Origin of the sequence: Paenibacillus caseinilyticus (genome assembly GCF_027533645.1) — a bacterium.
Classification (GTDB): Bacteria; Bacillota; Bacilli; order Paenibacillales; family NBRC-103111; genus Paenibacillus_G; species Paenibacillus_G caseinilyticus.
The window spans coordinates 311465-334590 of the sequence record NZ_JAQAGY010000005.1 but is presented as its reverse complement, the minus strand read 5'-3'; the positions used below and the strand labels follow the sequence as shown (position 1 = coordinate 334590).

Below are 23126 nucleotides of genomic sequence, written 5' to 3'. Positions count from 1 at the left end.
GCACAGCTTACATCAAGCCGGCCCACGCCGGTTCGCGCACATCCTGCCAGCGCTGGCGGATCTCACGCATCTCCGCTTCGGGGAGCGGGCCCTTCGCGGCCATCTCCGCATTGCTGCGCAGATGCTCTTCTTTCGTCGTCCCGACGATGGCCGTGTGCACACCCGGCACCGATAGCGTGAAGCTCAGCGCGGTCTCGAGAATCGCTTCCGGCCCGCGCTCCAGGAACGGATAATTCAGCTTGTCCAGCCGCTCTCTGTACTCGCCCGGATTGTTCGGCTCGTCCTCCGCCCGGTTCCAGGCCACATTCGCCACCGGTCGCTTCGCGATCACGCCGAGTCCGTTCCTCGCTGCGCGTCCAAGCGTCAACTCGATCGCCTCTTGATCGGCGAAGTTGACCGACGTCTCGATGGCATCGAACAGGCCGAGGTCCAGCGCATACAGCATATCTGTGCTGTCCCCGCTGTAACCGATGTAGCGGACGAGCCCGTCGCGCTTGAGCTTTTTGACCTCCTCCACGAGGCCTCCCTGACGGAGCACCGCTTCCGTACAGCTGTGGATCAGGATCAGATCGAGATAATCCGTCTGCAGCCGCTTCAAGCTCCTCTCCACACTGGGCCGTACATTCCTCGGATCCCAGTCCGGATACTGCAGGCCGACCGAGGTGCCCTCGCCGCATTTGCTGAACAGATAATAGTCCGGCCTCCGGTGGGAGACTGCCTGCCCGATCAGCTCCTCGCTGCTCTTGTAACTCGCCGAAGTATCGATGACGTTGATCCCAAGCTCGAGGGCCGCGTTCAACAGCTTCTGCGCTTCTTCGAGCGGGGTGTTCTCCAGCCCGATCATCGCTCCGCCGAAGCCGAGCACCGACACGTTCATATCCGTTTTGCCGAATGTTCGCTGTTCCATGGGTTAGCTCCTCCTCCAATGGGTTGTCCCTACTTACTTACCCGTCCGGAAGCCATTGGAAGCTGAACGAACGTCCTCCGCCAGGCAGACAGAGCATCGGTCCCGTTGAACTCCGGGGCATATCGGCCCGATGACCATCCGTTTACACGCCCCCACCAGCGGTGTAATCCTAAGCATAAACCCTAGTGGGAGGCGGTATGCTTATGAAAACGAAGGACGAACGCGCCCGAAAGATCATCCTCCTGATCGCCATCCTGATCCTCTTGTACATCCATGAAGTATTGTATCCGCGGCAGATCGAGGAGAGAAAAGCCGGCATCCCTCCGGTGATCGAGGCCCGTGGCGGTCAAGTGGTCCGGATTGATCGGGTTACGAAGAAGTTCAGCCCGTTCCAGACGCTCAGCGGAACCGAGAGGGGCAACGTATACTTTGAAGTCTTCTACACCAAGAACGGGAAGCTCTACACCGCTTACTACCGTGCCAAGGGGATCAAGAGGCGCGGTAACGCACAGCCCGAACAATGGGTCTTCCCCCAAGACGATACGGACAGCGCGTCCCTGCCGCCCGTTACGGCGCCGCCCCATTCTTCCCCCTAAGGAGATGTTCAACCGATGCTGACCCTGTTCTTCTGGCCGCTCGTCATTCTCTCCGTCCTCCTGTCTCTGTCCGGTCTGATCCGGCGCTCTCCCGCCCTGCTGTACACCGCCGCGCTATGCATTGTTCCCACCTGTCTTTATCTGGCCGCTACCCCGAGATTCTTCGCGTGGGGCCTGCTGTTCCCCCTCGGTTATGCGGGAGCCGCCCGAATACTCCGCTCTGCAGCGGCCCGCCGGGTAGTCGCCGTGCTGTTCGTTCTTCCCGTCTATGGCCTGTTCGGCTGGCTCGGTTATGTAGTCACACATCCGTGATCCGCCAACATGTCATGCCCAGTCCTGCTCTATCGTACAGAAAGGCTATAAACGAATCTCTCCCCTGCCCCACCGGCCGTTGGACCGGTCGACTTTTTTAGCAGAAACGTGTCTCCTGTTTTATTCGTACTTCCCGCGGCTTGAAGCACGCCTTCTTCTCTGATCCCGCGGGGGCTGAACGTCTTACCATATTTTCCTATGCAAAATAGGCTGGAGCTGAAACATTTCCACCCTTACTCCCGTTTACTTATATGGAATTAAATGGCTAACTATTTCATTGTAAATGGAGGTACCTGCATGAGAACTGGTTTGTTGAAGAGCCGGCTGCTGCGTTACTCTGCTGTAGTAACAGCCGCTGCCATATTGGCCATCCCTGCGGGGACGTCCTCTTACGTCCAAGCCGCCGCCCGTGTCGAAGCGGCACAACCCAAGATTGTCCAAGCCATTGCCGCTCCCCTAGCACTCGATGACCAAGGGAATGTGTGGGGTAAGGCCCTTCGATCCGTCTCGGTCAAAGACGGATTTCATCGTTCCCTGTTAATGAGAGGTAAAGGATTGGATCAGGTGAAGAGCGTAGCTTACGGAAGAGGAAATACAGTGGCTTTGAGGGAAGACGGAACCGTCTGGACCATCGAAACCGAGGACCCGAACGTTTCGAAAGAGCCTGTCTACGTATCACTTGGAGATCAGGTGTCCGGACTGCATGGAATCGAGAAGGTCATTCTCTATGGAATGCTCGGTCTGGCGGTGGATCAAGAGGGGAAGGTGTGGATGTTTGAGTCGGCTCCTCGGTGGGTCCGAAACAGTATCCCTTTAATGAAAGCCCAACAGCTTCAAGGCCTGGATTCGATCAAGGACCTCGCCTTCGGATCCACGGGAGTGTCCTTCTTGCGTGAGGATGGAAACGTATGGATCATCGAATACCCCAAGAGTCAGTACGGCTTCATTTTGAATGAAAATGCGATTCTCTCGACCGCCCCCAAGCAAATAAAAGAACTGAAAGGGATCGTGAAGCTTGATACCGACTCCGCCCTGGCCAAGGATGGCACCGTATGGGTATGGGGAACCGGCGTGCTCGCGACCAAACAAAAAAACAGTTTTGACACCGCGGTTTCCCCATATCAGCTGCCCGGTTTATCGGAAGTGACGGATTTCGATAACGGAGGCAAGCATGCCCTGTTCGTAAAGAAGGATGGTTCCGTCTGGGGGCTTGGCTATTTCACCCTAAGGATGGGAGCCCTGGGCGGGGAACATCCGGAAGTATGGAAGGACCTCGCCCGAATAGAGGGATTGACGGATGTCGTGTCCGTGTCCGTCAACGATGAACGCGACGGAGTCGAGGTGGATGCTGCCGTCAAGAAAGACGGCACGCTGTGGTTATGGGGTATCGACGATTCTGCGACCTTTCACCCCAAACCGCTCCAGGTCGACTTTCGAACAAATTAAACTCTCAAAAGCCTGCTCCCTTAACGGGGCGGGCTTATGTTGATCTTGATATTACGGCTCCAGCTCTTCTTTGATAATGAATAATTCAACAGATAACTCCTTGAAAGCACCTCGTTTGGGGTTGTATTCTAAATCCATGATACGTTTTTTTATTGACTCACCATCTTCATCAAATTCGCTTTCATAGAAGCCATCAATTAATTTTCTTTTTGTTTTTAGGCTCGATTCCACATTCGCTCTCCTCCCTCATAATAAGGGTCATTAAATTGGACCATATCATCTTCCTCATAGCAGATATCGCAAATATCGTACGAACCAGGCGGCTCCTAATCTAATGTTTTATATTCCACAACATGGACAATAATACTTTTCCTTCATATAACATTCCCCTAGTCAGCCAGGTTCAGTTTAACTTGGAGCTGCTGCCGGAAGCCGCGGCCGCAGTTCATATCCTCTTTCAGATCCGGCCCGGCCTCCCAGGATGGATCACTCCGGAAAGTCGGCGCTTCACGAACCGAAGAGCCCCTTCACCAAGTGGTGAAGGGGCTCGGTCCATTCTATTCTATGAAGCTGAGGCTACAGCGACTTGCGGTAGATCGCCAGCACATCGTCGCGGTCCAGCTTCTGGAAGAAGCCGAACGGTCCGTAGACCATCGCTTTGTCCGCCATCTCCTCGAGCCGGTCGTCGCCGATCTCGTAGTCGGCCAGACGGCTCGGCGCGCCGATGGACGTCCAGAACGTGCGGAGCGCCGCGATGCCTTCCAGCGCGGTCTCCCGGTCGGACTTGCCGGCGGGGTCGACGCCGAACACATTCACAGCCATCTGCTTGAACCGGCTTACGCCGCTGTCCAGCACATGCTCCATCCAGTTCGGGAATAGGATCGCGAGACCGCCGCCGTGCGGAATGTCGTAGACCGCGCTGACCGCATGCTCGATGTTGTGCGTAGCCCAGTCGCCGCGCACCCCCATCGCCAGGACGCCGTTCAGCGCCATCGTGCCGCTGTAGAGAATCGTCTCCCGGTGCTCGAAGCTCGACAGATCCTGGAGCAGCTTCGGCGCCGTCCCGATCACCGTGCGGAGGATCGTCTCGCAGAAGCCGTCCTGTACCGGCGTGTTGCCCGTGTGGTTGAAGTAGGTCTCGAACACGTGGGACATGATGTCCACCATACCGTAGACCGTCTGGTCCCGCGGCACGGAGAAGGTGAACTCCGGATCGAGGATCGAGAAGCGCGGGAAGGCATGCGGGGAACCCCAGCCGAACTTCTCCTTCGTCTCCCAGTTCGTGATGACCGAGCCCGAGTTCATCTCGGAACCGGTCGCCGCCAGCGTCAGCACGGTGCCGAACGGCAGCGCATCCTGGGCCGCCGCCTTGCGCGTGATGATCTCCCACACGTCGCCCGCGTACTTCGCCCCGACCGCGATCGCCTTCGTGCAGTCGATTACGCTGCCTCCGCCTACGGCGAGAATGAAGCTCACGCCTTCGCTGCGGCAGATCTCGACGCCCTTGTGCACCGTAGTCAGCCGCGGATTCGGCTCGACGCCGCTCAGCTCGTGCACCTTCGCGCCGATCTCCTTCAGATGTCCGATGACCTTGTCGTACAGGCCGCTGCGCTTAATGCTGCCCCCGCCATACACGACGAGAACCGTGCTGCCTTGCGGGATTTGCGTGCGGAGCTGCTCCAGTGTGTCTTTGCCGAAGATCAGCTTCGTAGGGTTGTGGAATGTGAATGTGTTCATGATGATCTCTCCCTATTCTTCAAATTGTATGGCAGTGCCTGTGACTTCCAGTCCGTACCGCCGGAGCACCTCTTCGGTCAAGCCTTCGCCTCCGAAGGAGTCCAGCGGGGAGATCTCGATCTCCCGGCCTTCGAGCGCTGCCGGGTCGACTCCTGCCGCCAGGAGCCACCGCTTATGCAGACCCAGCACCAGCTCCCTCGCTGTGGCCGGGCTGTCCGCGCCCTCCTTGTTCTTGACCGGAGCGAATTCCCTCTCCCGCTCCATGCGCAGCACGGTCATCTCCTCCATCAGAGGGAAGAAGTCAAAGATAAACCGTTCGAACTTATACGCGTTAGGTTCCTGAGGAGTGTACGGTTCTCCGGCCTCATCCAAGGTTCTTATCTTCTTGTGGGCCGCATGGTACGGCAGGTCCGTCTCCGCATGCTTCTCGATGAAATCCGTGCGGAACAAGTGGATCGAGATATTGCCGAGGCCGTACACATACCGGCTGCGGCTGTCCCGCTCGTACATCAGATCAGGCGGCACGTCGGTGTATTCCACTACGGCGGGCCGCCCGTTCCTCCGGCATAGAATGCCCACCTTCTCCTCCGGGTACGACTTCTCGACGACTTTCGTCGCGACCGGATGATTGTAATGCGCAGCCACGCCGACGAACGCCGGGTCTGCGATCGCGATCAGCGCATTGTCTACGTTGTAGTAGAACAGCCACTCTACGCCGCGGCGCTTCAGGTCCTCCAGGGCGCCCGACTGCTTCAGGGAGGCGAACACTTCGCCGTTGCCGCTCGGCGCGAAGGAGATCTCGTCCTTCGCGGAGAGGAGCACGCGGCCCTCTTCATCCAGCGCAGGCAGAACCCCCTGCCGGAAGAACACGATATCCTCTCTGGGATAACCAAAATAGCTGTGCGACTCGAAGAATCGTACCGTATCCCCGTGATTCTCGGGGCTGGTCATGATATACCACGGCAGGGTACGCTCCGCCAGGCGGGAGAGCCGCAGCATCCGCTCCGCCTGAAGCTGGAACAAGGACTTGCCCGACGGCAGCCCGATATCGTACGTGCCTTTGGGGCCTTCGTGGCCCAGCCGGCTTCCCTGCCCGCCCGCGACGACGAGCGCCCCTACCTGGCCTTGGCGCAGCGCCTCCCAGCCGGCGGCTTCGAACTGACGCTGCTGTGCCTCGCTGTAGTCCACCCAGTGGACTGCTTCGATGGGCTCCATCGTTCCTGTCAGCTCCGGGGGCTGTCCCACTCCGGCGAACAGACGGGCCATCCGGTCCATATCCAAGCGGGAGATCTGCTCCAGCAGCTTCGCCTTCCCCTCTTCGGGCAGCTCGGCATAATAACGGAGCAGATGCTCCTGCCCGGCAGCCTCCGCCCGCGCCTTCAATGCTTCATAGCTTGTACTCATGCGTCCTTCCTCCTATCAGTGCCCGGAATAGGCCTTGGCGTGAAACCCGCCCATTAGCCGGAACAGCGTCTCCCCGTCCCGGCGGAGCAGCTCCGCCGAGGAATCGAAGGCGTACACCATCGCCTGATACGGCTCCGGCACCCATATATATTGATGAACATAGTCCCCTACCCGCTGAAACCCGTTCTTCTCCCAAAAAGAGGAACGTCTGCGGTTCACCGGGGTCTCTTCGCATTCAATCTCAATGACAATGCCCTCGAGTCCCTGATCCTGGGCCCATGCCTTGATTTCATTCAAGAACCGGTGCCCCATACCTCCGCTGCGCACCGCTTCCCCTACCGCTATATAATCGATGAGCAGAGCCCGGATCTCCGCCAGCTTGCCGGTGAGGGCCATGGCTGCTACCGCCTCCCGCTCCCTCCCCGCATGAAGGAAGCCTCCGCCTTTCTCGACGGCACTCCGTATAACACGGACCGGCTTGCGGCCATGCGGCGGGAAGCCTTCGTGGTACACCGGCTCCATCTGGTCCCACAGCTTCTGGTCCCATTGCCCTCGCGTGATGAATTCCATTGAGCAGCCCCCTCCCCTGTCATCATACCAGAATTGCGGGACGGAACCCAAACCGGCGGAGGATCCGCCCAAGGCTTGCAGGCTTATCTCCTTCCCGGCCAGCCTTCCGGGAAGCCGCCATCTTCATTCGTTCTTCATGAAATGTTCATGATCGGGTCATGACGCGGAAGAAGGGCATCGGTATAATGAGAACATAGTCACTTTTTGTACACCTGGATATTCAACAGAGCCACACCAAACCATGCACCCTTAGGAGGAACTTGTTATGTATAAATCCATCGTCATCGGCACCGGCCCCTCCGGCCTGACTGCCGCGATCTATCTTGCCCGCGCCAACCTGAGCCCGCTTGTCATCGAAGGACCGGAGCCGGGCGGCCAGCTCACGACCACGACCGAAGTAGAGAACTTCCCGGGCTTCCCGGACGGCATCATGGGCCCAGAGCTCATGGCCAACATGCGCAAGCAGGCTGAACGCTTCGGCGCCGAGTTCAAGACCGGCTGGGTCAACTCCGTCGACATGTCCCAGCGTCCGTTCAAGCTTCAAGTGGAAGGCATCGGCGAGCTCGTTTCCGAGACGATCATCATCTCTACCGGCGCATCCGCGAAGCTGCTCGGCATCACCAACGAGAAGGAAAGCATCGGACGCGGCGTATCCACGTGCGCTACCTGTGACGGATTCTTCTTCCGCAACAAAAAGATTATCGTGGTCGGCGGCGGCGACTCCGCCATGGAAGAAGCGGATTTCCTGACCCGCTTCGCATCCGAAGTTACGCTGGTCAACCGCCGTACGGAGCTCCGCGCTTCGAAGATTATGCAGGACCGTGCGCGCAAGAACCCGAAGATCTCCTGGGCGCTGAACAACACGCCGCTTGAAGTCATCTCCGGCGACAGAGGCGTAACGGGACTCAAGGTCAAGAACAACGAGACCGGTGCGGAAGAGATCCTGGAGACCGACGGCATCTTCGTCGCGATCGGCCACACGCCGAACACCGGCTTCCTGAACGGCCAGATCACGACCGACGAGATCGGCTACATCCAGGTAACACCGGGCACCACGATGACCAACGTACCGGGCGTATTCGCCTGCGGCGACGTGCAGGACAACAAGTACCGCCAGGCGATCACCGCGGCGGGCAGCGGCTGCATGGCGGCCCTCGAGTGCGAGAAATTCCTCGAAGGCCACATGGTGCATGACTGGAGCCAGACGCTGAACGCATAAGAAGGGTTTATCATCTCTGATGAGAATCCGTGCTGGAACGACAAAGGGAGACTGCCGGGAGGCAGTCTCTCTTTGTCGTTCCTGGCTGAGCGGAGAAGGCCTAGCTTGCTGCATGGCCAGGGAGGGCAGCAAGCAGCCCGGCCGGCTGCGGCCTCGTGCAATACTCCTCCGGTCACTGGAGCACAGCACCCATAGGGGAGAAGCTGTTCACCCTCATCCCCGGCTGGAGGAAGGTGAACGATCAGACCTGAGTCCCCCCCCCCCCCCCGGCTCGGCCCGCCGCAGGCTTACTCGGCTCCCCGGAAGTACCCGGTCCACTCCGCCCGGGCAAGCGCGTGCTCTTTCAATGCCGGGTCGAGGTCTTCAAAGAATACGGGAGCGGCAGGGAGCTCCACCTTCTCCGTATCGAGCGCGTACACCACGATCCGGTACGGATGGTCTCCCGAATGCGGAGGCGGCCCCATGCCGAAGTAAGGGTTGGTCTCCTCTCCTTCCCGGATCGCACCTGCGACGCCCTCTTCCAGGCCCCGGGAGGACGCCGGCAGATTCAGCACGCTCCAGTGAATCCAGTTGTCCGCAATGGGATGCAGATCGTACATCACGACGGCAAAGGACTTCGTGCCCTGCGGCGCTCCCTCCCACTGCAGTGGAGGATTCACGTCCCGCCCGTCCGCCGATGCCCCGTGCGCAAACCGTGCGGGCATATCGCCATAGGCGCCGAAGGCCGGCGATCCCGCCGTGAAGCCGCTGCGGCCCGGCGGTACGGACTCCAGTGTCAGCGTCCGGCTGGCCAGGTCCCACCCGAACCCGGTGCCGAGGGCGGCGGGGATAGCGCGCACAGGCACCAGCAGGCTTCCGCCGCGGTTCACCGCCGGAATATCGTATGTATACGCGATTCCGTCGATCCCGATCTCCTCTTCGCCCGGCCGAACCACAACCGTGCGCGTCCCCCCGCCGGCCTCTGCCGATGCCGATGCCGTCCCTGAGGCCCCGTCCCAGGTCACCTTGGCCCCGAGCGCCTCGAAGACGGTCCGGAACGGGACAAGAATCCTCGAGTCCACCATCTCACCCTGTACGGGCAGTTCCTTGCCGTCCAGCTTCACCGTAACAGGCGAATTCCACTGCAGATAGCTGCCGACATTCTTCATAACATCCCGCTCCTTGGCGGGGGCGGCGGCATTCGCCGCGCCAGCGGTCAACATCAGGGACATGGCGGCCGCAGCAGCAGCCCACCGGCAGATCATAACACTTCTTCTCATCTTCTTCGCTCCTCCATCCCGGAATGTTCAAGCGGCACCTCTTCCGGTATAATAAGAGCAGCATACCGGATGACGGCCGAGTCATCTTTAGGATTGTAATTAAATTTAATACGTTCGTTGTATTTTATGTTACAACCAATTGTTGCCTTTGTCAATAGGAGGTGGGCTTTTTTTGCTGTCGATCGAGAAACAAATCCTGTTCCTGCTCTCCCGGTCCGCATCCATGGACACGCAGGAGCTCATCCGGATCTATGAACGCCGGGACTATTCCGCCCCTGTCATACGCAACGCCCTGTCGCACCTGAAGAAGAACGGCTATGCCGTATCGCCCTCCCGCTCCGTGTACGGGATTACGGAAGCCGGCCGGGCCTTCATCCGGTCCATTAACCGCAAGCCGCTGCTCTACGACAAGCCCTGGGACGGCCAGTGGCACCTCGTGATGCTCGAAATTCCCGAAGCGGAGCGGCGCAAGCGGGACGCCTTCCGCGCCGATATCCGCCAGACCGGCTTCGGCCTGCTGTACCACAGCGTCTATATCTCACCCTGGGATTATGGTGAAGAGGTGCAGGAGCTGCTCGTCAAGCACGGCGTGACGGACCAAGCCGCGCTGTTCCACGGCGAGATGCAGGGAAGGGCCGTCACCCCCGCGGATGCCTCGGGGATCTGGGAGCTGACGGCGGCGGACCGCGAATACCGGGAGAAGGGCGCCTGGTACGCGGAAGAAGGCCGGCCGGCCGCCGACCGGCTGCTCGCACAGGGAGAAGCTGCGGATCCGCTGGATCTCTTCACGTTCTTCCTGAAGCTCGGCGAAGTCCTAAGCGGCCTGTATCTCGCCGATCCGATGCTGCCGCCGGCCCTGCTGCCGCCGGACTGGCTGGGCCGACGCGTGCTGCAGGAGATGCGCGGCACACTGCAGCGGATTACCGAAGCCATTCCCGCCGACTCCTCCTACGCCCGGTTTTTGTAGGGACAGAGCTCTTACCGGCCTGCGGCATGTTCCCCTGCATGCAGGCAGGAGCGAAGCGGCACGGTTTCCGCAGCGGATAGAAGCCATACCCGCCTTGTCCTGACATTATTTTGGCAAAAATTAGATTAGACGACAAATTCAGAGGGATTTGTAACCGAATTGAAATGTTCCGTTCATGTTCCCATAATATTGTTGTTCTATACTAAATCTCGACCCCCTTTTTAATATATAAACCCTTTAGACCCGCAGCCCGTTGCTGTGGGTCTCTTTTTTTGCCGGGGCAGCGGTGCGTTTCGGAGGAAAGCCCCTTGTCCAAATAACCGTATAACTTATCACTTGAAAAGGAGAATCTCCCTCCCATGGATACCCTCATCTATACGGCTCTCGCCTGCGCCTATCTCCTGCTGATCGCCTCCGGTCTGCAGCGCCTTCGGGAACGGGGAGGATTATCTTACTCCTCCATCCCCCTTCTCGTCACTCTCGGGCTCTTCTACGATAACGGCATCATCGCGGCAGGAGAGTGGATCGGCGAAGGACGCCCTCTCCGGTTCCTTAGCGAATTCCGCTACTGGACGCATGCCCTGTTCACTCCCTCCTTGGTGCTGTTCGCTTGGGATACGCTCCGACGTGCGGGCATCTCCCGGGCCCATACCCTGTGGAGTGAAGCCACCGCCTGGCTCGTGACCTTGGGACTGGCCGCTTACCAAACCATAACGGCGGTGCTGCCAGAGGTGGCGAGCCTGGCCCCGCTGCGCGAGTACGGGATACTGCGCTATGTGCCGCAGGCCGAGGGCGGCGGCCCGCTGATGGTCATCGCCGTGGCAGGATTACTGCTCGCTGCCGGCATGATCCTTGCCTTCCGGCAGCGGTGGGTCTGGATGGCGGCCGGGACCGCCGTCTTGTTCGCCGGCCGCCTGATCCCGATGCCGCTGGAGAGCTCAGCGCTGACGAACGTATTCGAGCTCATCCTCATCATAGCGCTGTGGGCAACGGCAAGGCATCAGGACCGCTGCCCGGGACGGACGGCCTGGTAATCCCGCCCCTTCCTATCCCGCTTCTCAACATATCCCCGCCGGGTGATCCGAGGCCGGCTTCGGGCAAGGCTGGTTAACCCATCCTCTCTGCGAGCACACCAAAAAGCCCGTAAGCTCATATGCCGCCGGCATGAACTTACGGGCTGATGTTCTGTTATAGATAAGGCTCGACGATCTTCCGGATCCGCTCCAGTCCTTCCCACATATCACCGGGGCCGTCGTAGATCAGAACGATAGCACCGTTATAGCCGGAAGCCTTCACCGTATCCAGACAGCGGAGATACTCTTCCAGGTCGGGCCGGCCCTCGCCGTCATACTGCGCTTTGGCATGCACAGAGACACTGCCGGGGATGGTCGCAGCCAGTTCTTCGTATTTGGCCGGCAGCTTGAAGTTCCCGAAGTCGGAGATGAGGCCGACCTCCCCGCCGGCCTCGGCGAGCAGCTTCTGGCAGCTCTCCGCCGTAGAAGTCAGGGCCTTGAAGTTCTCCGTCACGACGCGTACGCCATGCTCCGAGCCATACGCCGCCAGGCTCTTCAGCGTCCGCGCCGAGAGTCGGATCGCCTCTTCGTCGGCAGGGGGCGCTTCCCCCGCGATGATACGGATCTGCTTCGCCCCGGCGAGGGAAGCGATGCCGATCCAGTGGCGGATGAACCCGAGATCGGCCTCGCGCCGCTTCTCGTCCTCCGCCGTCAGGTCGCCGTAATCGAGCAGGAGCGTATCGAACGAGATGCCCGCAGCGGCGAACGCTTCCCGCAGCCGGCCGAGATAGGCCGGGTCCGTCGCAGGGAAGTGGAAGTGGCACACCTCCAGCGCCTCATACCCCCTTCTCGCGGCTTCCCGCGGCAATTCGAGGAGGCTCAGCACTTCGGGCTGTTCCTCCTCGTGCGTAACATGCGTGCCGGATTGCTCCTCCCACTGCGTCCAGCGCAGCGGTCCAAGCAGGCGGTGCAGACTCCAGGTGCTTACAGACAGATAAGACATCGTCAAAGGCCTCCCTATGCGAATCATACGTTGGGTTCATCATCCTAGTTATTCCACGTACGCCTGGGATTTCCTGCCGGACTTGTCAGCTCCCCGGGCAGGCCATTGTTTTCCATTCTTTGGTTTTTCTCCGCTGGGCATTGTGGTACGATGGGGACAAGGAGGGAGATCTGACCATGAAAGCACTCGTACTGCCGGCACCCGGCAAGCCGGACACGCTGCAGATCGCCGAGCTGCTGCTGCCGCTGCCAGCACCGGGACGCCGGGTCTCGAAGACGTGCCCGATGCGCTCACACGGATGCCAGAGCACCCTATCCCTGGAGAGATGGCCGCGGACTTATCCCCCTCATTCCGAAACTTGCGACCCAAAGGAGGAAAATGCCATGAAAGAGATTACCTTAGGACCCCTTGAAGAGTTCTCCCGCTTCCCCGCCGAGGTGGAAGTCGAATCGAAAGCCTATTATGTGCTGCAAGAGTTCGATAAGTACCATCTCGTCTCCCGTACCTGTCCGCATGCAGGTGCCCAGGTCGAAGCCGAGGATGGCGAACTGGTCTGTCCGCTGCACGGCTGGACCTTCAGCGAGCATAACGGCGCCTGTCTGAATGTGCCGGTCAAGCCCCTGGCCTCGTACCCCGTTACTGTACGGAACGGGCAGCTCATCGCCCGGATGGAAGAATAACCTGCGGGGGCCCGGCATCCCAGCGGCAGCCGGGTTCCTTGTTCCCCCAAGCCAACCTCACCGTACAGGAGGAAGCCGTATATGAGCCAGCCTATCGCAGTCTTGGTCGTCCACGGGATGGGACAGGAACGCAACCCCTTCGCCGAAGAAATGAAAGCGCTGCTCGCCGAAAGGTATGGCCTGCAGGCAGACCGTCCAGATGCCGCCTCCCACCTCTGTATCGAACCCGTACAGTGGTCCCATGTCTTCGAATCCAGGGAGCAGAAGCTCTTCGACCAGCTTGTCGCCGCAGAGAACCTCCGGTATCAAGGATTACGGCGGTTCGTTATCCACTATCTCGCGGACGCGATCGCCTATCAACCGGTGGAGACGGCCGAGCATAATTATGACGCCGTCCATCACACGATTACCGAGGCGCTCCGGCGGCTGGCCGACACCTGCGGGCCGACTGCTCCGCTCTGCGTGATCGCCCACAGCCTCGGGGCTGTGATTGCGAGCAACTATTTCTACGATCTGCAGTACGAAGTGAGACAGCCGGAGGCGGCGGCTTCTCAGCTGGAGAGAGGCCGCACGCTGGCCCTCTTCTATTCCATGGGCACGACACTCCCCTTATGGAGCCTGAGGTACCGGGATTTCAACCGGCCGATCTCCGTTCCGTCCCAGGGACTGCGCGGCCTGCACCCTGGCGTGAAGGGCGAATGGGTGAATTTCTATGATAAGGACGACATCCTCGGCTATCCGCTGCGTGCCATAGACCCCGCCTACCGGGAGGCCGTGGCCGAAGATGTCGAGGTTCGGATCAGCGACTGGCTGAGGGGCTGGAATCCCCTGTGCCACAGCGAATACCGCAAAAGCCCCGAGGTCCTCGGACGCATCGCCTTGGGGCTGGCACGAACCTGGCGCGAGGCGAACGGCCTGGGCGAATAACTAGGAGAAGGGAAGTAGAGATCCGTCCCGGCCCCCACTCCCCTTCTCTGCTGCGGCGCGGATGGCAGCGCCCCGCGACTGCCTGTCATTCGCGCCGCAGCGCAGCAAAGCTGCCCTCCCTAGCGGGAGAGGCAGCTTTGCTGCGCTTGCAGGCTCTATGCGGATGCAGCAGCGTGGTCAGCGGGCATACCGTTACTACCCCCGCCTAAGCCCTAGACTTCTCCGCAACCGGGAGATATCCAGGGGTTGAACTTGGAGGCCGGGTATGGATTAGTCTTCTTCGCGCTTCTTCAAACGGCGCGGATCCACATCGTTATCCACATCCAGGTCGTCATCGAACTTATCTTCGAATGCATCCGAGATCAGATCCCACTTCACGATCTTAAAGTTCTGGTTGATCACGGCACCATCCTGCATGTTCTCATCGTCTTGGGCGATGAAGATACCGTTCGGATACTTGCTTCCCAGACCAAAGCTAAGCACATCGATACCGTCTGTACCGCTCGTTCCATCTACCGTTGTCCCGTCCCCGATCGCGAAGCTTCCTTCATATTCGTTATCATCATCCCGGTCATAGACCGCATACGTGCTGTTTCCTTGGGAGGAAGCAATCAGGTATCCGTCCCCGTCCTTACCGTAGTACATCGTCAGCCCTTCGATATCCGCCGTCAGGTTGCCTCCATCCGCTGCAGCGATCATGCGGGGAGCTTGATCGCTGTTCGGTTCGGCGCTGTATTTCCAGATCCCTACATCTTCTTCGCCGATATAGAGGTTGCCATATTCATCATCGGCTGCCATACCTTCCGCCTGGGAGCTCAGTTTGAACTCGCGGACTTTCTTGCCGTTTACTTTGCCGCTGCCGTTATCGTACAGTTCATACTGCTCGAATTCGCCTTCTTTCCCTACCACCAACGCATAGAATTTACCGGTACGCAGGCTGTGGTAGAGGCTGAAGCCATATACCTCGCTCATGTCCGAATGGATCGGCGTTCCGATAATGGACGTCAATGCTCCGGTCTCACGGTCGATTGCGAAGATGTCCAGCGTGTTGGCAGTGCGGTTCGAAGCGCCGGCAATATCAATCTTTTTCCCGGCTAGAGGAAAATCGTACCTGACATCAATATTGTTCATTTGGCCCAGCTCATAGGAGTACAGCTGCTTGCCGTTCAGGTCGTATACAAGAATGCCATTATCCTTGTTGGTTGCAATGATCCGGCTCTTGCTGCGGTCCGTCGGATGAACCCAGATCGACGGGTCATCGGCTGCATCGCTTCCGGAAGACACGGCTTGCGTTTCGACAGAAGCTTTCACGACGGCGGCCGGGGCCGCTGCCAAGCTGGCCATCGGGCTCCAGGCCAGTACAGCGACCGAAGAAAGGGCTACCGACAAGGGGAGTTTAGTCCATATTTTCATTAATTATTTCTCTCCTATCTATCTCTATTTAACAACTTGTAGATCATAACGCGATTATGTAAAGGGAAGATCAATGGAATATGGAGTTTTAGTAAAGATGGGATAATTATACATCTGGGTTTCTGTAAAAACAGCCGTGAAATCAACGAAGCCGCTCCGGGCACACCGGAACGGCTCATGAGTATTCATCTTAAACTAACATTCGCCGCTACGCAGCAAAGCTGCCCTCCCTACCGGGAGCGGCAGCTTCGTCTTGTCCGAAGGCCTATGGAGCCTGCCCCGACCGCATTGCCGGTCAAGATCAGCTATGTTCATGTGCAGGGGAATCGCTCCGTTGATCAAGCAGCGCCGCAAGCTTCTTCGAAACCATACTGCGCCACGCTTTGGTCAGCAGCAGGTGCATCTCCTGCGGCTCGACCAGGCTCCTGGGCGGTCATTCTCAAGCGAATCCCCCTCCACCGGCCTTACTTGAACTGCCGCCTTACTTCAAGAGCTTCAAGAACTCGCGCATGAACCCTGGCAGATCGGGCCACGCATGGCCGGTCACGAGTTTCCCGTCCACATGCAGCGGATCCTTGGCGTATGTGGCGCCAAGCTGCTCCACATCCAGGCGGCAGGCCGTATAAGCGGTCAGCGTCCGGCCCTCGAAGAAGCTCGTATCCTTCAGCGCGGAGAACACCTGCGCCGCATGGCAGATCGCGCCGACCGGCTTGTCCGCTTCGAAGAAGTGGCGCAGGATGCGCGGCAGGTTCTCATCCGAGCGGATGTACTCCGGCGCCCGGCCTCCCGGAATGATCAGCCCGTCGTAATCCTCCGGATTCACATCCGCGAAGCCGATATTCGACGGCAGCAGATGCCCCGGCTTCTCCGTGTAGGTGTCCCACCCTTCCACAAAATCATGGACGACCGTATGCAGTACCTTTTTGGTCGGCGAGGCAATCACCGGCTCGTAGCCTTCCTCCTGGATCCGAAAGTACGGGTAATACACTTCCAGCACTTCGCACGCATCGCCGGTCACAATCAGGATCTTCTTGGACATGGGATCACTCCTCAGTATGGTTATGGAAAAGTCTGGAGTACGTTCCTCTCCATTATGAGGAACCCGCCTAGCGTTGTAAATAGGTGGAAAATGTCGAAGGACTGAGCTTACCGTGCAGAGGCATGCCCGCCAGTCCTAGTAGTACTGGCAGATGTTTCGAAATTCCCGAATAAAGCACGGATAGTTCGGTCAAGTATGTTGGCGATTATCTTCCCGGCATTAATGAACCTGGCTCTATACCTATGTAGACCTACACCTTTTATTACGGTTACCTAGTTTATATTAATGGTTATAGGATTCATCCTAACCTTGTACGTTATCCGGTCTCCGTCTTTCCCGTAAGTGCCGTCTCCAAGCTGTCCATAAGTAGCATCTCCCCAAGCATAAATCAATCCACTGTCATCAACTGCAAATGAATGGTAAGCACCGGTCTCTATGTTTATTATATTCCTCCCCACATTATTTCTAAGAGGAACCTTGGAATCCTTCGTTGAACCATTTCCAAGCTGGCCATACTCATTCCATCCCCATGCATACACCTCACCATTTTCCGTCAAGGCTGTAGAATGTTTAAATCCGGCTGAGACAAGCTTCACTTTTCCATACAACCCATTTAACTTCACTGGCTCAGTCCGATTTCGATTTTCCTTTAATTGACCGTCTTTTTCATACTCATTACTACTCCCATCACCAATCTGACCATTAGAATTGTAACCCCAAGCCCAAATGGCCCCATCACGGTCTAAAGCTAAAGAGTGATTATCACCAGCTGCAATGTTTGTAATGTTGTCCAAGTTTTTTACGAGATTTGGTATATTGCTTTTTACTATCTTCCCGTTTCCTAACTGGCCAAATTCATCTCTCCCCCAAGCCCATACCTTACCGTCCTTAGCTAGAGCCAATGAATGATGCCCCCCAGCTTTAATGGCAACTATATTATTCAAAGACTCAACCTTCATCGGTATGGAACGATCCTGGTTCGTGCCATCCCCGAGCTGCCCATATATATTTTCTCCCCAGGACCATACTGCCCCTGATTGGTCTAGGGCAAGTGAATGGTACTCGCCTGTGCTGACCTGAGTAATACCCTGCAACCCATTAATCTGGACGGGTTTAGTAATGTTCTTTTCACCTTCGGTAATTTGACCCTTTGCATTATATCCCCAGCCCCATACAGTCCCTTCTTGAGTAATAGCCAAGGAGTGGTCCGAATCACTGGCTAAAGAAACAATATCATGTAGTTCATTTACTTTAGCGAAAAACGAGCTGTCCTTCCCGGTACCATTTCCAAGTTGTCCAATATTATTTCGTCCAGTTGTCCAAACCGTTCCGTCCGATTTTAAAATAGTGGATACGTAACCCCCGGCATTGACTTTTACCACATCATGACTTCCACTTTTGGGGGATAATGCATCATCTTGAACTGCCTGCTGGCTGCATCCTGTTAAGATAAACAAGATCATTGACCACTTTATCCTTTTCATATTTAGCGCCCTCTTTGGTGTGGAATATATAAATATTGTCTGCACTATATTACCATGTTGTGCCGGACCTGCGAAGATACTGCTAATTGGATTCCATTAAAATAAATGCCAAAGAGGACCCTCCTTGTATGGGAGGATCCTGAAAAGTACGGGGACGTGCTGCGGGGAGGAAATGCGAGGGAATCCTATCGACCGTTGTTCAATATACGCCCTGCCGTATGCTACACGCCGCCGGCCATGGCGACGGGAAGCTCTTCGCGAAGCCACTGCATCTCTTCGGCGAGCACCCGGGCCGGGTCGGGGCCGAACCATTCGAGAGAGGCGTAGTGATCCGTCTCGCGGATCGCCTCCAGGATCGGCCGGTAGTCGACCACTCCTTCACGGAGCGGAACCATGCCGGTCCGGCTGCCGCTCGGGGCATACACATTATGCGGAGCGAAGACGCCGAGACGGCTCCGGTCGGCGATGTTTTTCATATGATAGTGCATCACCCAAGGCTCCAGCCTCTTCAGGCCCTCGAGCGGATCGGTCCCCCCCTCCCAGACATGTAGGAAGTCGAGGTTGATCTTCAGCGCCGGATGGTTCACCATGCGCAGCAAGTCCAGCGCCGAATCGACGGTGTCGGTGAGGGTGCCCGGATGCGTCTCGAGCAGCAGGTACACTCCCTGCTCCTGGCACAGTTCGCATAAGCGGTGCAGGTTCTCCGCATAGAGCGGGCGCTCTTCAGCCGGAACGTCAAGGCTGCCGAGCTGTCCGGCGAACGTACGGATGCGCGGGGTACCGAACCACCGGGCGAGGGAGATGAGGCGCTGGCACTTGTCCAGCACGGCCTTGTGATCCGCCTGGGGCGAGATGTCCAGATAGTCGCTGACCATCGAGATCCCCATGCCGGAGGCATGCAGCCGCTGCAGGTGATCCCACGCCGTGACGCGTTCGTTCTCGTAGAGCTGGTGGGCATGGGTTCCCCACAGCTCGATCCCGTCGAACTGCAAGCGGGAGGCCAGACGGACCAGATCGCCGAAGGAGACGAGCTGGTGGCGGAATGAAATCGTGCAGAGGGAGGTTTTCATAAAGTCACACCTTTCCTGTAGTAAGCTCCGCTCCGGCCGCCGGGGCGGCGAAGTGTGCGATGAACGGCCGGCACAGCGGCATCCATGCTTCGTAAGGCGTGTCGCCCGGCATGGCCAGGAGCGACAGCGGCGTATGCGAGGCGAAGACGCCGGAGCGCACGGCCGGCGTGTACAGCGCCGGCGAGCCGGCAAGCGGCCGCTGGAACACGGCGGTGTCGGTGGTGTCCGCAGGTCCTTCGCCCGCTTGGCTAACCGGCCCGTCCGACGCTTGGCCGCTTGGCCCCGCGTCTGAAGCTGGCCCGCCCGCAGGTACGCCTGCCGGGCCTAAGCCCGCGCTACTGCCGTCAGCCAGTCCTGCGGCTGTCGGCACGGCGGCATGGCCTGGCGCGACCGTTCCACGCGCCGCTGCCGGCAAGACGCTCCCGCGCAGCAGGCTCTCCCGCTCCGCCAGCCTTGCCGCCAGCTGCGGCATGACCTGCGCCGGGGCATAACGCCCGAGCCCGGCCAGGGCCTCGGCCCGCATCGCGGCAAGGCGCTGCTCGTCCCGCAGCAGGCCGAGCAGCTTGGCGGCAGCCTCCGCCGGGTCGATCTGCGGGCACGGACCGGACCAGCCGACGCCGACCAGTACGGCGTCCCGGCCGTCCTCCACAAGCTCGCGGAAGCCGTCCCACGCGGTGCAGAGCACCGGCAGGCCCCAGGCTTTGGCCTCGATCAGGTTGTAGCCGAACGTCTCGCCGGGATCGGTCGAGAAGTTCAAGAGCACGTCGGCCGAGCGGAACAGCGCGTCCTTCGCCTCCCCCGACACCGGGCCGGTGAAGGTGACGCTCATCTGCAGACCGTAAGCCTCTACCTTCTCCTCCAGGAGAGAACGGTAGGCTGCGATCTGCTCCGGCGTGCGGCCCGTGTACTCCCCGGCGATGCTCAGATGCACGTCCGGGTATGCTTCTTTCACGGCATGGAACACGTCCAGCAGCACATGGACGTTCTTCACGTCCTCGAGCCGGCCCATGCAGAGCAGCTGCTTCACGCGGTTCGCCTCCGTCCGCAGCGGCTTGGCAGGTTCCGTGCGGATGCACAGCGGAGCGCGGAACGCCTCCGAGTAAGCCGGCGACAGCGACAGGAGCGCCTCCTTCGCCGTATCTGTCGCGCAGAGCAGCGTGTCGCCCGCCCGCAGCAGGGGCGCGATGGCCAGCCACTGCTTCATCCACCACTCGGAGCCGACCGAATGGGCGAGGAAGAAGAGGTTCAGCGGCACATCCGCGCTATTGCGGGCCAAGAGCAGATACGGGATCAGCGGCGGCAGGTTGGCGTACAGCGTACTTACGCCGTACTGGGCGCAGATCGCCGCCAAGGCCTCCCCCTTCGCTTCCGCCTTCGCGAGGAAGCCCGCCGGGTCCCGCGACGGATCGCCGCCGGCCCACTTCATCAGCTTCAGCGGGGGGATCGGCACGAGCTCGGCGTACTCGCCAAGCGCGCCGACCCACTGGCTGTCGATGGCCCGCTCGTTCACCCGTCCGGCTTGGCCGCCGATATAGCCGATGCGCAGCCCGCTAGACATGGCCCACCCCGGCCGGCTCGGCTGCCCTGCCTTCCATCGCTTCGCACCACATGCCGAATTGGCGCTGCAGCTCGCCTTTGATGCGGAATTCGATCTCATCCGCCTTATCGATCGTCTCGAAGAGCTGGGGGAGGATCGACCTGCGGCCGGTCATGGATAGTTTGACAGCCAAATATTGTGCATGGTTAAAGGCTGCCACGAGGTCGCGGATCTCCTGGCACCAGCCCTCATAATTCTGCTTCGGCAGCTTCAGCGTGTCGTCGAAGAACATCAGGGCGTAATCATAGCTGTACTTGCGGATCACAAGAATGTTCAGCTGCTTCACCGCCCGGGTCAGCAGAGGCAGGTCCCACCCGTGGTTCCCCTCCGCCATATCGATGACCAGCCGGCGCAGACGCGAGACCAGTTCATTATCCTCCGGGTGGAACGTCGCGAGGAAATGGTCGCGAACCGTCGCGAACGACGGCTCTTGCACGGTCTGCGCATCCACATAGAAGCCTCCGCCGAACTCGTTGCCGAGGATCGCCTCGATCACCCGGTCCCGGCTCACGTTCCCCTCCCACCGGAAGTCGGGGTCGAACATGAACCATTCGTCCTCGTTCTCGGTCTTGGAGATCATGAGGTAGTGGGGAAACGGCTTCTGCTGGAACTTGTTCTCCCGCTCCGGCATCAACGACATGTCGATCTGCACGATAAGATACCGGTGCTCCGGCCTGTTCTCGAGCAGATCGAGGAAGACGTTCAGGTTCTCCTCCCGGCTGCGGGCGGCATCGTACCACTCGTACACCTTCAGGCCGAAGAACTGTTCGTAGGTGTTCAGGAAGGCATCATGCCCGATCCGGTCCGAGAAATAGGTGATCTCCCCTTCGTCCGTAATGTCGAAGTCCGAGTCCCAGATCCCGAAGTAGTACGAGCGGTAATCGACGCTGCTGCGCCGTTTGACGATCTCGCAGAGGCAGGAGATCAGGCAGTGGACCTTGATCATACGCCCTGCCCCGCCGCATTCAGCGGCTGCAGGTCCTCCATGAAGTCCAGCAATGCGCCGACCGTATCCAGCCCCTGGAAGTCCAGTTCCTCTTCCGGCACCGCCAGCTTCAAATCCTCTTCTATGTACACGATCAGCTGCAGCAGCCGCACCGAGTCCACATAGAGATCGGCGTTCAGCCGAAGCGAATCTTCAAGGATCTCCCGCTTGGCCGTGTCCGGCAGCTCCAGTTTCTCGGTCAGAATGCGCTGCAATCCCTCTCTTAATTCCTCACGGTTCATCGGGCCGCATCCTCCATTTCCAGCCGTTTGCGGCTGATTTTGCCTGTCGGGTTCTTCGGTATGGCTGTTACGAATTCAATGTCGGCAGGCACCTTGTAAGCAGGCAGCCGCTGCAGGCACATATCCCGCACGGCATCCGCGGATACGCGGCCCGATGCCACGATCCGGGCCTTCACAATCTCGCCCATCACCGGATGGCGTCCCCGGTAGACGACCGCTTCGGCCACCCCCGGCATGCCGAGCAGCACCTCTTCGACCTCCAGCGGGAATACTTTGAGCCCCGACACATTAATGACGTCATCGACCCGCGACAGCAGGTGGATATGCCCCGATGGGGCGATATACCCGAGGTCCCCGGTCACAATGCGTCCGGTGCCGCCGGCGACGGCGAGCTCCGACGGCTGCGCCTCTTCCCGGCTGTCCAGCTCCAGCTTCCAGTGCCGCAGCGGCAGCCCCATATCCGTCGCGGATTCCATCCGCGGGGAGATCGAGATGCAGCCGGCTTCCGAGCAGCCGTACTGCTGCAGCAGCGTATCCGCCAGCCCGCTTAGCTTCGCGAACAGCGGAGCCGGTATCGGCGCGCCGGAGGTCATCAGCTTGTGGAACCGCAGCCCCTCCAGGCTGAAGCCCGTCAGCATGTGGTAGAGCGTGGGCACGCCGTACACGATATGCTTCGGCGTATCGCGGATGACGCTCAGCGCGAACTTCGGGTTCTTGTTCGTCACGATGACCGGGCTCACGCCCCGCTCGAGGGTTGCCAGCACGCCGCACAGGAGACCGTAGGAGTGCGTCACCGACGCCAGCACTACGGGCGTCTCTCCGGCCTCAGCCGGAATCGCTTCGTTATAGGCGGCGATTTCCTCCGCCACCGCGCTCCAGGGGCGCCGGATGAGCTTGGGGCCGCCGGTCGTCCCGGAGCTGAAGCTGTAGAGCGACGGCTCCTCTTGCGCAGCCGCCGCATCCGGCAGCACCTGGCACTGCTCCGGCGTGCCGAAGACGAGCGCATAAGCTCCCGCCTGGCGTGCCGAGGCCAAGGCTGTCTCCAGCGGCGTATCCGCTGCCAGCAGCAGCACCGAGCCGCCCCGCTCGCGCAGGAAGAGCACCAGCGTGACCACGTCGGCCGGGGAGCTCAGACACAGCGCATAGAGCCGGCCCGCTGGGCGGCCAAAATGTTCCAGCGCCCCGTAAGCAGCGAGACGCCCGCTGGCATCTGATGCAGAGAAGCGTTCACGGTTCACGGTAAACATCATGTTCCT

At 59.3% G+C, this 23126-nt stretch carries 23 protein-coding genes and 1 pseudogene; 8 read left to right on the top strand and 16 right to left on the bottom strand.

All coding sequences use genetic code 11. The annotated features are described in order from the left end of the window. Positions 1 to 7: 7 nt before the first annotated feature. Complete coding sequence (locus O9H32_RS10650; RefSeq protein WP_269866027.1) at positions 8 to 907, bottom strand: aldo/keto reductase; 900 nt, start codon at positions 905 to 907, stop codon at positions 8 to 10. A 203-nt stretch (positions 908 to 1110) separates the two neighbouring features. On the opposite strand from O9H32_RS10650, the gene O9H32_RS10645 reads away from it, so the two are divergent. The 3 genes from O9H32_RS10645 to O9H32_RS10635 all read left to right on the top strand — a co-directional run bounded on the left by O9H32_RS10645 (position 1111) and on the right by O9H32_RS10635 (position 3261). Continuing rightward, positions 1111 to 1503 (top strand): hypothetical protein, encoded by a 393-nt coding sequence (locus O9H32_RS10645; RefSeq protein ID WP_269866026.1) that lies wholly within the window; start codon positions 1111 to 1113, stop codon positions 1501 to 1503. Positions 1504 to 1518: 15 nt separating this feature from the next. Then, on the top strand, positions 1519 to 1815 hold the full coding sequence (locus O9H32_RS10640) for a hypothetical protein (RefSeq protein WP_269866025.1): 297 nt from the start codon (positions 1519 to 1521) through the stop codon (positions 1813 to 1815). Positions 1816 to 2112: 297 nt separating this feature from the next. Continuing rightward, positions 2113 to 3261: an RCC1 domain-containing protein gene (locus O9H32_RS10635; RefSeq protein ID WP_269866024.1), complete on the top strand. Its 1149-nt coding sequence runs from the start codon at positions 2113 to 2115 to the stop codon at positions 3259 to 3261. Between the two features lie 51 nt (positions 3262 to 3312). Here O9H32_RS10635 and O9H32_RS10630 read toward each other — a convergent pair whose 3' ends face one another. The 5 genes and pseudogenes from O9H32_RS10630 to O9H32_RS10610 all read right to left on the bottom strand — a co-directional run bounded on the left by O9H32_RS10630 (position 3313) and on the right by O9H32_RS10610 (position 6972). Further along, positions 3313 to 3492 carry a hypothetical protein gene (locus tag O9H32_RS10630; protein WP_269866023.1) on the bottom strand — a complete coding sequence of 60 codons (180 nt, stop codon included), beginning with the start codon at positions 3490 to 3492 and terminating at the stop codon, positions 3313 to 3315. 8 nt (positions 3493 to 3500) lie between these two features. After that, positions 3501 to 3639 (bottom strand): annotated as a pseudogene (locus O9H32_RS10625) (CPCC family cysteine-rich protein); the annotation flags it as partial. A 198-nt stretch (positions 3640 to 3837) separates the two neighbouring features. Next, complete coding sequence (locus O9H32_RS10620; protein ID WP_269866022.1) at positions 3838 to 4998, bottom strand: iron-containing alcohol dehydrogenase; 1161 nt, start codon at positions 4996 to 4998, stop codon at positions 3838 to 3840. Positions 4999 to 5010: 12 nt separating this feature from the next. Beyond that, on the bottom strand, positions 5011 to 6402 hold the full coding sequence (locus tag O9H32_RS10615) for a UDPGP type 1 family protein (protein ID WP_269866021.1): 1392 nt from the start codon (positions 6400 to 6402) through the stop codon (positions 5011 to 5013). Positions 6403 to 6417: 15 nt separating this feature from the next. Then, positions 6418 to 6972, bottom strand: a complete 555-nt coding sequence (locus O9H32_RS10610; RefSeq protein WP_269866020.1) for a GNAT family N-acetyltransferase — start codon at positions 6970 to 6972, stop codon at positions 6418 to 6420. 265 nt (positions 6973 to 7237) lie between these two features. Between O9H32_RS10610 and trxB the strand changes: the two genes are divergently transcribed. Next, the gene (gene trxB / locus O9H32_RS10605) at positions 7238 to 8191 is read left to right on the top strand and encodes a thioredoxin-disulfide reductase (RefSeq protein WP_269866019.1); all 954 of its coding nucleotides are present in this window, start codon (positions 7238 to 7240) and stop codon (positions 8189 to 8191) included. Between the two features lie 287 nt (positions 8192 to 8478). On the opposite strand, the gene O9H32_RS10600 is transcribed toward trxB, so the two are convergent. Then, a complete protein-coding gene (locus tag O9H32_RS10600; RefSeq protein WP_269866018.1) occupies positions 8479 to 9450 on the bottom strand; it encodes a YbhB/YbcL family Raf kinase inhibitor-like protein in 972 nt (323 codons plus the stop codon). A gap of 172 nt (positions 9451 to 9622) precedes the next feature. On the opposite strand from O9H32_RS10600, the gene O9H32_RS10595 reads away from it, so the two are divergent. Next, a complete protein-coding gene (locus tag O9H32_RS10595; protein WP_269866017.1) occupies positions 9623 to 10417 on the top strand; it encodes a PaaX family transcriptional regulator C-terminal domain-containing protein in 795 nt (264 codons plus the stop codon). A 359-nt stretch (positions 10418 to 10776) separates the two neighbouring features. Then, positions 10777 to 11451, top strand: coding sequence for a hypothetical protein (locus O9H32_RS10590; RefSeq protein WP_269866016.1), 675 nt, complete (start codon positions 10777 to 10779; stop codon positions 11449 to 11451). Between the two features lie 154 nt (positions 11452 to 11605). Here the strand turns inward: O9H32_RS10590 and O9H32_RS10585 are convergent, their stop codons facing one another. Further along, positions 11606 to 12433, bottom strand: a complete 828-nt coding sequence (locus O9H32_RS10585) for a sugar phosphate isomerase/epimerase family protein (RefSeq protein WP_269866015.1) — start codon at positions 12431 to 12433, stop codon at positions 11606 to 11608. Between the two features lie 176 nt (positions 12434 to 12609). Here O9H32_RS10585 and O9H32_RS10580 point away from each other — a divergent pair, with 176 nt between their 5' ends. Beyond that, positions 12610 to 13113, top strand: coding sequence for a Rieske (2Fe-2S) protein (locus tag O9H32_RS10580; RefSeq protein ID WP_269866014.1), 504 nt, complete (start codon positions 12610 to 12612; stop codon positions 13111 to 13113). 81 nt (positions 13114 to 13194) lie between these two features. Continuing rightward, the gene (locus tag O9H32_RS10575) at positions 13195 to 14040 is read left to right on the top strand and encodes a chemotaxis protein (RefSeq protein ID WP_269866013.1); all 846 of its coding nucleotides are present in this window, start codon (positions 13195 to 13197) and stop codon (positions 14038 to 14040) included. Between the two features lie 270 nt (positions 14041 to 14310). On the opposite strand, the gene O9H32_RS10570 is transcribed toward O9H32_RS10575, so the two are convergent. The 8 genes from O9H32_RS10570 to O9H32_RS10535 all read right to left on the bottom strand — a co-directional run bounded on the left by O9H32_RS10570 (position 14311) and on the right by O9H32_RS10535 (position 23117). Then, complete coding sequence (locus O9H32_RS10570) at positions 14311 to 15453, bottom strand: phytase (protein WP_269866012.1); 1143 nt, start codon at positions 15451 to 15453, stop codon at positions 14311 to 14313. Positions 15454 to 15934: 481 nt separating this feature from the next. Further along, entirely contained in the window at positions 15935 to 16492 is a 558-nt protein-coding gene (locus O9H32_RS10565; RefSeq protein WP_269866011.1) for a DJ-1/PfpI family protein, read from the bottom strand. A gap of 272 nt (positions 16493 to 16764) precedes the next feature. Beyond that, positions 16765 to 17976, bottom strand: a complete 1212-nt coding sequence (locus O9H32_RS10560; protein WP_269866009.1) for an RCC1 domain-containing protein — start codon at positions 17974 to 17976, stop codon at positions 16765 to 16767. A gap of 221 nt (positions 17977 to 18197) precedes the next feature. Continuing rightward, positions 18198 to 19046, bottom strand: a complete 849-nt coding sequence (locus O9H32_RS10555; RefSeq protein WP_269866008.1) for a sugar phosphate isomerase/epimerase family protein — start codon at positions 19044 to 19046, stop codon at positions 18198 to 18200. Positions 19047 to 19050: 4 nt separating this feature from the next. Beyond that, entirely contained in the window at positions 19051 to 20604 is a 1554-nt protein-coding gene (locus O9H32_RS10550; RefSeq protein WP_269866007.1) for a glycosyltransferase family 4 protein, read from the bottom strand. Continuing rightward, the gene (locus tag O9H32_RS10545; RefSeq protein ID WP_269866006.1) at positions 20597 to 21589 is read right to left on the bottom strand and encodes a DUF6005 family protein; all 993 of its coding nucleotides are present in this window, start codon (positions 21587 to 21589) and stop codon (positions 20597 to 20599) included. Before O9H32_RS10545 ends, O9H32_RS10550 begins: the two co-directional genes overlap by 8 nt. Further along, entirely contained in the window at positions 21586 to 21870 is a 285-nt protein-coding gene (gene asbD, locus O9H32_RS10540) for a petrobactin biosynthesis protein AsbD (protein ID WP_269866005.1), read from the bottom strand. The genes O9H32_RS10545 and asbD overlap by 4 nt, the downstream gene beginning before the upstream one ends. After that, entirely contained in the window at positions 21867 to 23117 is a 1251-nt protein-coding gene (locus O9H32_RS10535; protein WP_269866004.1) for an AMP-binding protein, read from the bottom strand. The genes asbD and O9H32_RS10535 overlap by 4 nt, the downstream gene beginning before the upstream one ends. Positions 23118 to 23126: the final 9 nt, after the last annotated feature.

What these genes read in the sequence shown, in the direction of transcription:
- O9H32_RS10650 (WP_269866027.1), bottom strand. Translation starts at nt 907, where the DNA reads ATGGAACAGCGAACATTCGGCAAAACGGATATGAACGTGTCGGTGCTC.
- O9H32_RS10645 (WP_269866026.1), top strand. Translation starts at nt 1,111, where the DNA reads ATGAAAACGAAGGACGAACGCGCCCGAAAGATCATCCTCCTGATCGCC.
- O9H32_RS10640 (WP_269866025.1), top strand. Translation starts at nt 1,519, where the DNA reads ATGCTGACCCTGTTCTTCTGGCCGCTCGTCATTCTCTCCGTCCTCCTG.
- O9H32_RS10635 (WP_269866024.1), top strand. Translation starts at nt 2,113, where the DNA reads ATGAGAACTGGTTTGTTGAAGAGCCGGCTGCTGCGTTACTCTGCTGTA.
- O9H32_RS10620 (WP_269866022.1), bottom strand. Translation starts at nt 4,998, where the DNA reads ATGAACACATTCACATTCCACAACCCTACGAAGCTGATCTTCGGCAAA.
- O9H32_RS10615 (WP_269866021.1), bottom strand. Translation starts at nt 6,402, where the DNA reads ATGAGTACAAGCTATGAAGCATTGAAGGCGCGGGCGGAGGCTGCCGGG.
- O9H32_RS10610 (WP_269866020.1), bottom strand. Translation starts at nt 6,972, where the DNA reads ATGGAATTCATCACGCGAGGGCAATGGGACCAGAAGCTGTGGGACCAG.
- trxB (WP_269866019.1), top strand. Translation starts at nt 7,238, where the DNA reads ATGTATAAATCCATCGTCATCGGCACCGGCCCCTCCGGCCTGACTGCC.
- O9H32_RS10600 (WP_269866018.1), bottom strand. Translation starts at nt 9,450, where the DNA reads ATGAGAAGAAGTGTTATGATCTGCCGGTGGGCTGCTGCTGCGGCCGCC.
- O9H32_RS10590 (WP_269866016.1), top strand. Translation starts at nt 10,777, where the DNA reads ATGGATACCCTCATCTATACGGCTCTCGCCTGCGCCTATCTCCTGCTG.
- O9H32_RS10585 (WP_269866015.1), bottom strand. Translation starts at nt 12,433, where the DNA reads ATGTCTTATCTGTCTGTAAGCACCTGGAGTCTGCACCGCCTGCTTGGA.
- O9H32_RS10580 (WP_269866014.1), top strand. Translation starts at nt 12,610, where the DNA reads ATGAAAGCACTCGTACTGCCGGCACCCGGCAAGCCGGACACGCTGCAG.
- O9H32_RS10575 (WP_269866013.1), top strand. Translation starts at nt 13,195, where the DNA reads ATGAGCCAGCCTATCGCAGTCTTGGTCGTCCACGGGATGGGACAGGAA.
- O9H32_RS10570 (WP_269866012.1), bottom strand. Translation starts at nt 15,453, where the DNA reads ATGAAAATATGGACTAAACTCCCCTTGTCGGTAGCCCTTTCTTCGGTC.
- O9H32_RS10565 (WP_269866011.1), bottom strand. Translation starts at nt 16,492, where the DNA reads ATGTCCAAGAAGATCCTGATTGTGACCGGCGATGCGTGCGAAGTGCTG.
- O9H32_RS10560 (WP_269866009.1), bottom strand. Translation starts at nt 17,976, where the DNA reads ATGAAAAGGATAAAGTGGTCAATGATCTTGTTTATCTTAACAGGATGC.
- O9H32_RS10555 (WP_269866008.1), bottom strand. Translation starts at nt 19,046, where the DNA reads ATGAAAACCTCCCTCTGCACGATTTCATTCCGCCACCAGCTCGTCTCC.
- O9H32_RS10550 (WP_269866007.1), bottom strand. Translation starts at nt 20,604, where the DNA reads ATGTCTAGCGGGCTGCGCATCGGCTATATCGGCGGCCAAGCCGGACGG.
- O9H32_RS10545 (WP_269866006.1), bottom strand. Translation starts at nt 21,589, where the DNA reads ATGATCAAGGTCCACTGCCTGATCTCCTGCCTCTGCGAGATCGTCAAA.
- asbD (WP_269866005.1), bottom strand. Translation starts at nt 21,870, where the DNA reads ATGAACCGTGAGGAATTAAGAGAGGGATTGCAGCGCATTCTGACCGAG.
- O9H32_RS10535 (WP_269866004.1), bottom strand. Translation starts at nt 23,117, where the DNA reads ATGTTTACCGTGAACCGTGAACGCTTCTCTGCATCAGATGCCAGCGGG.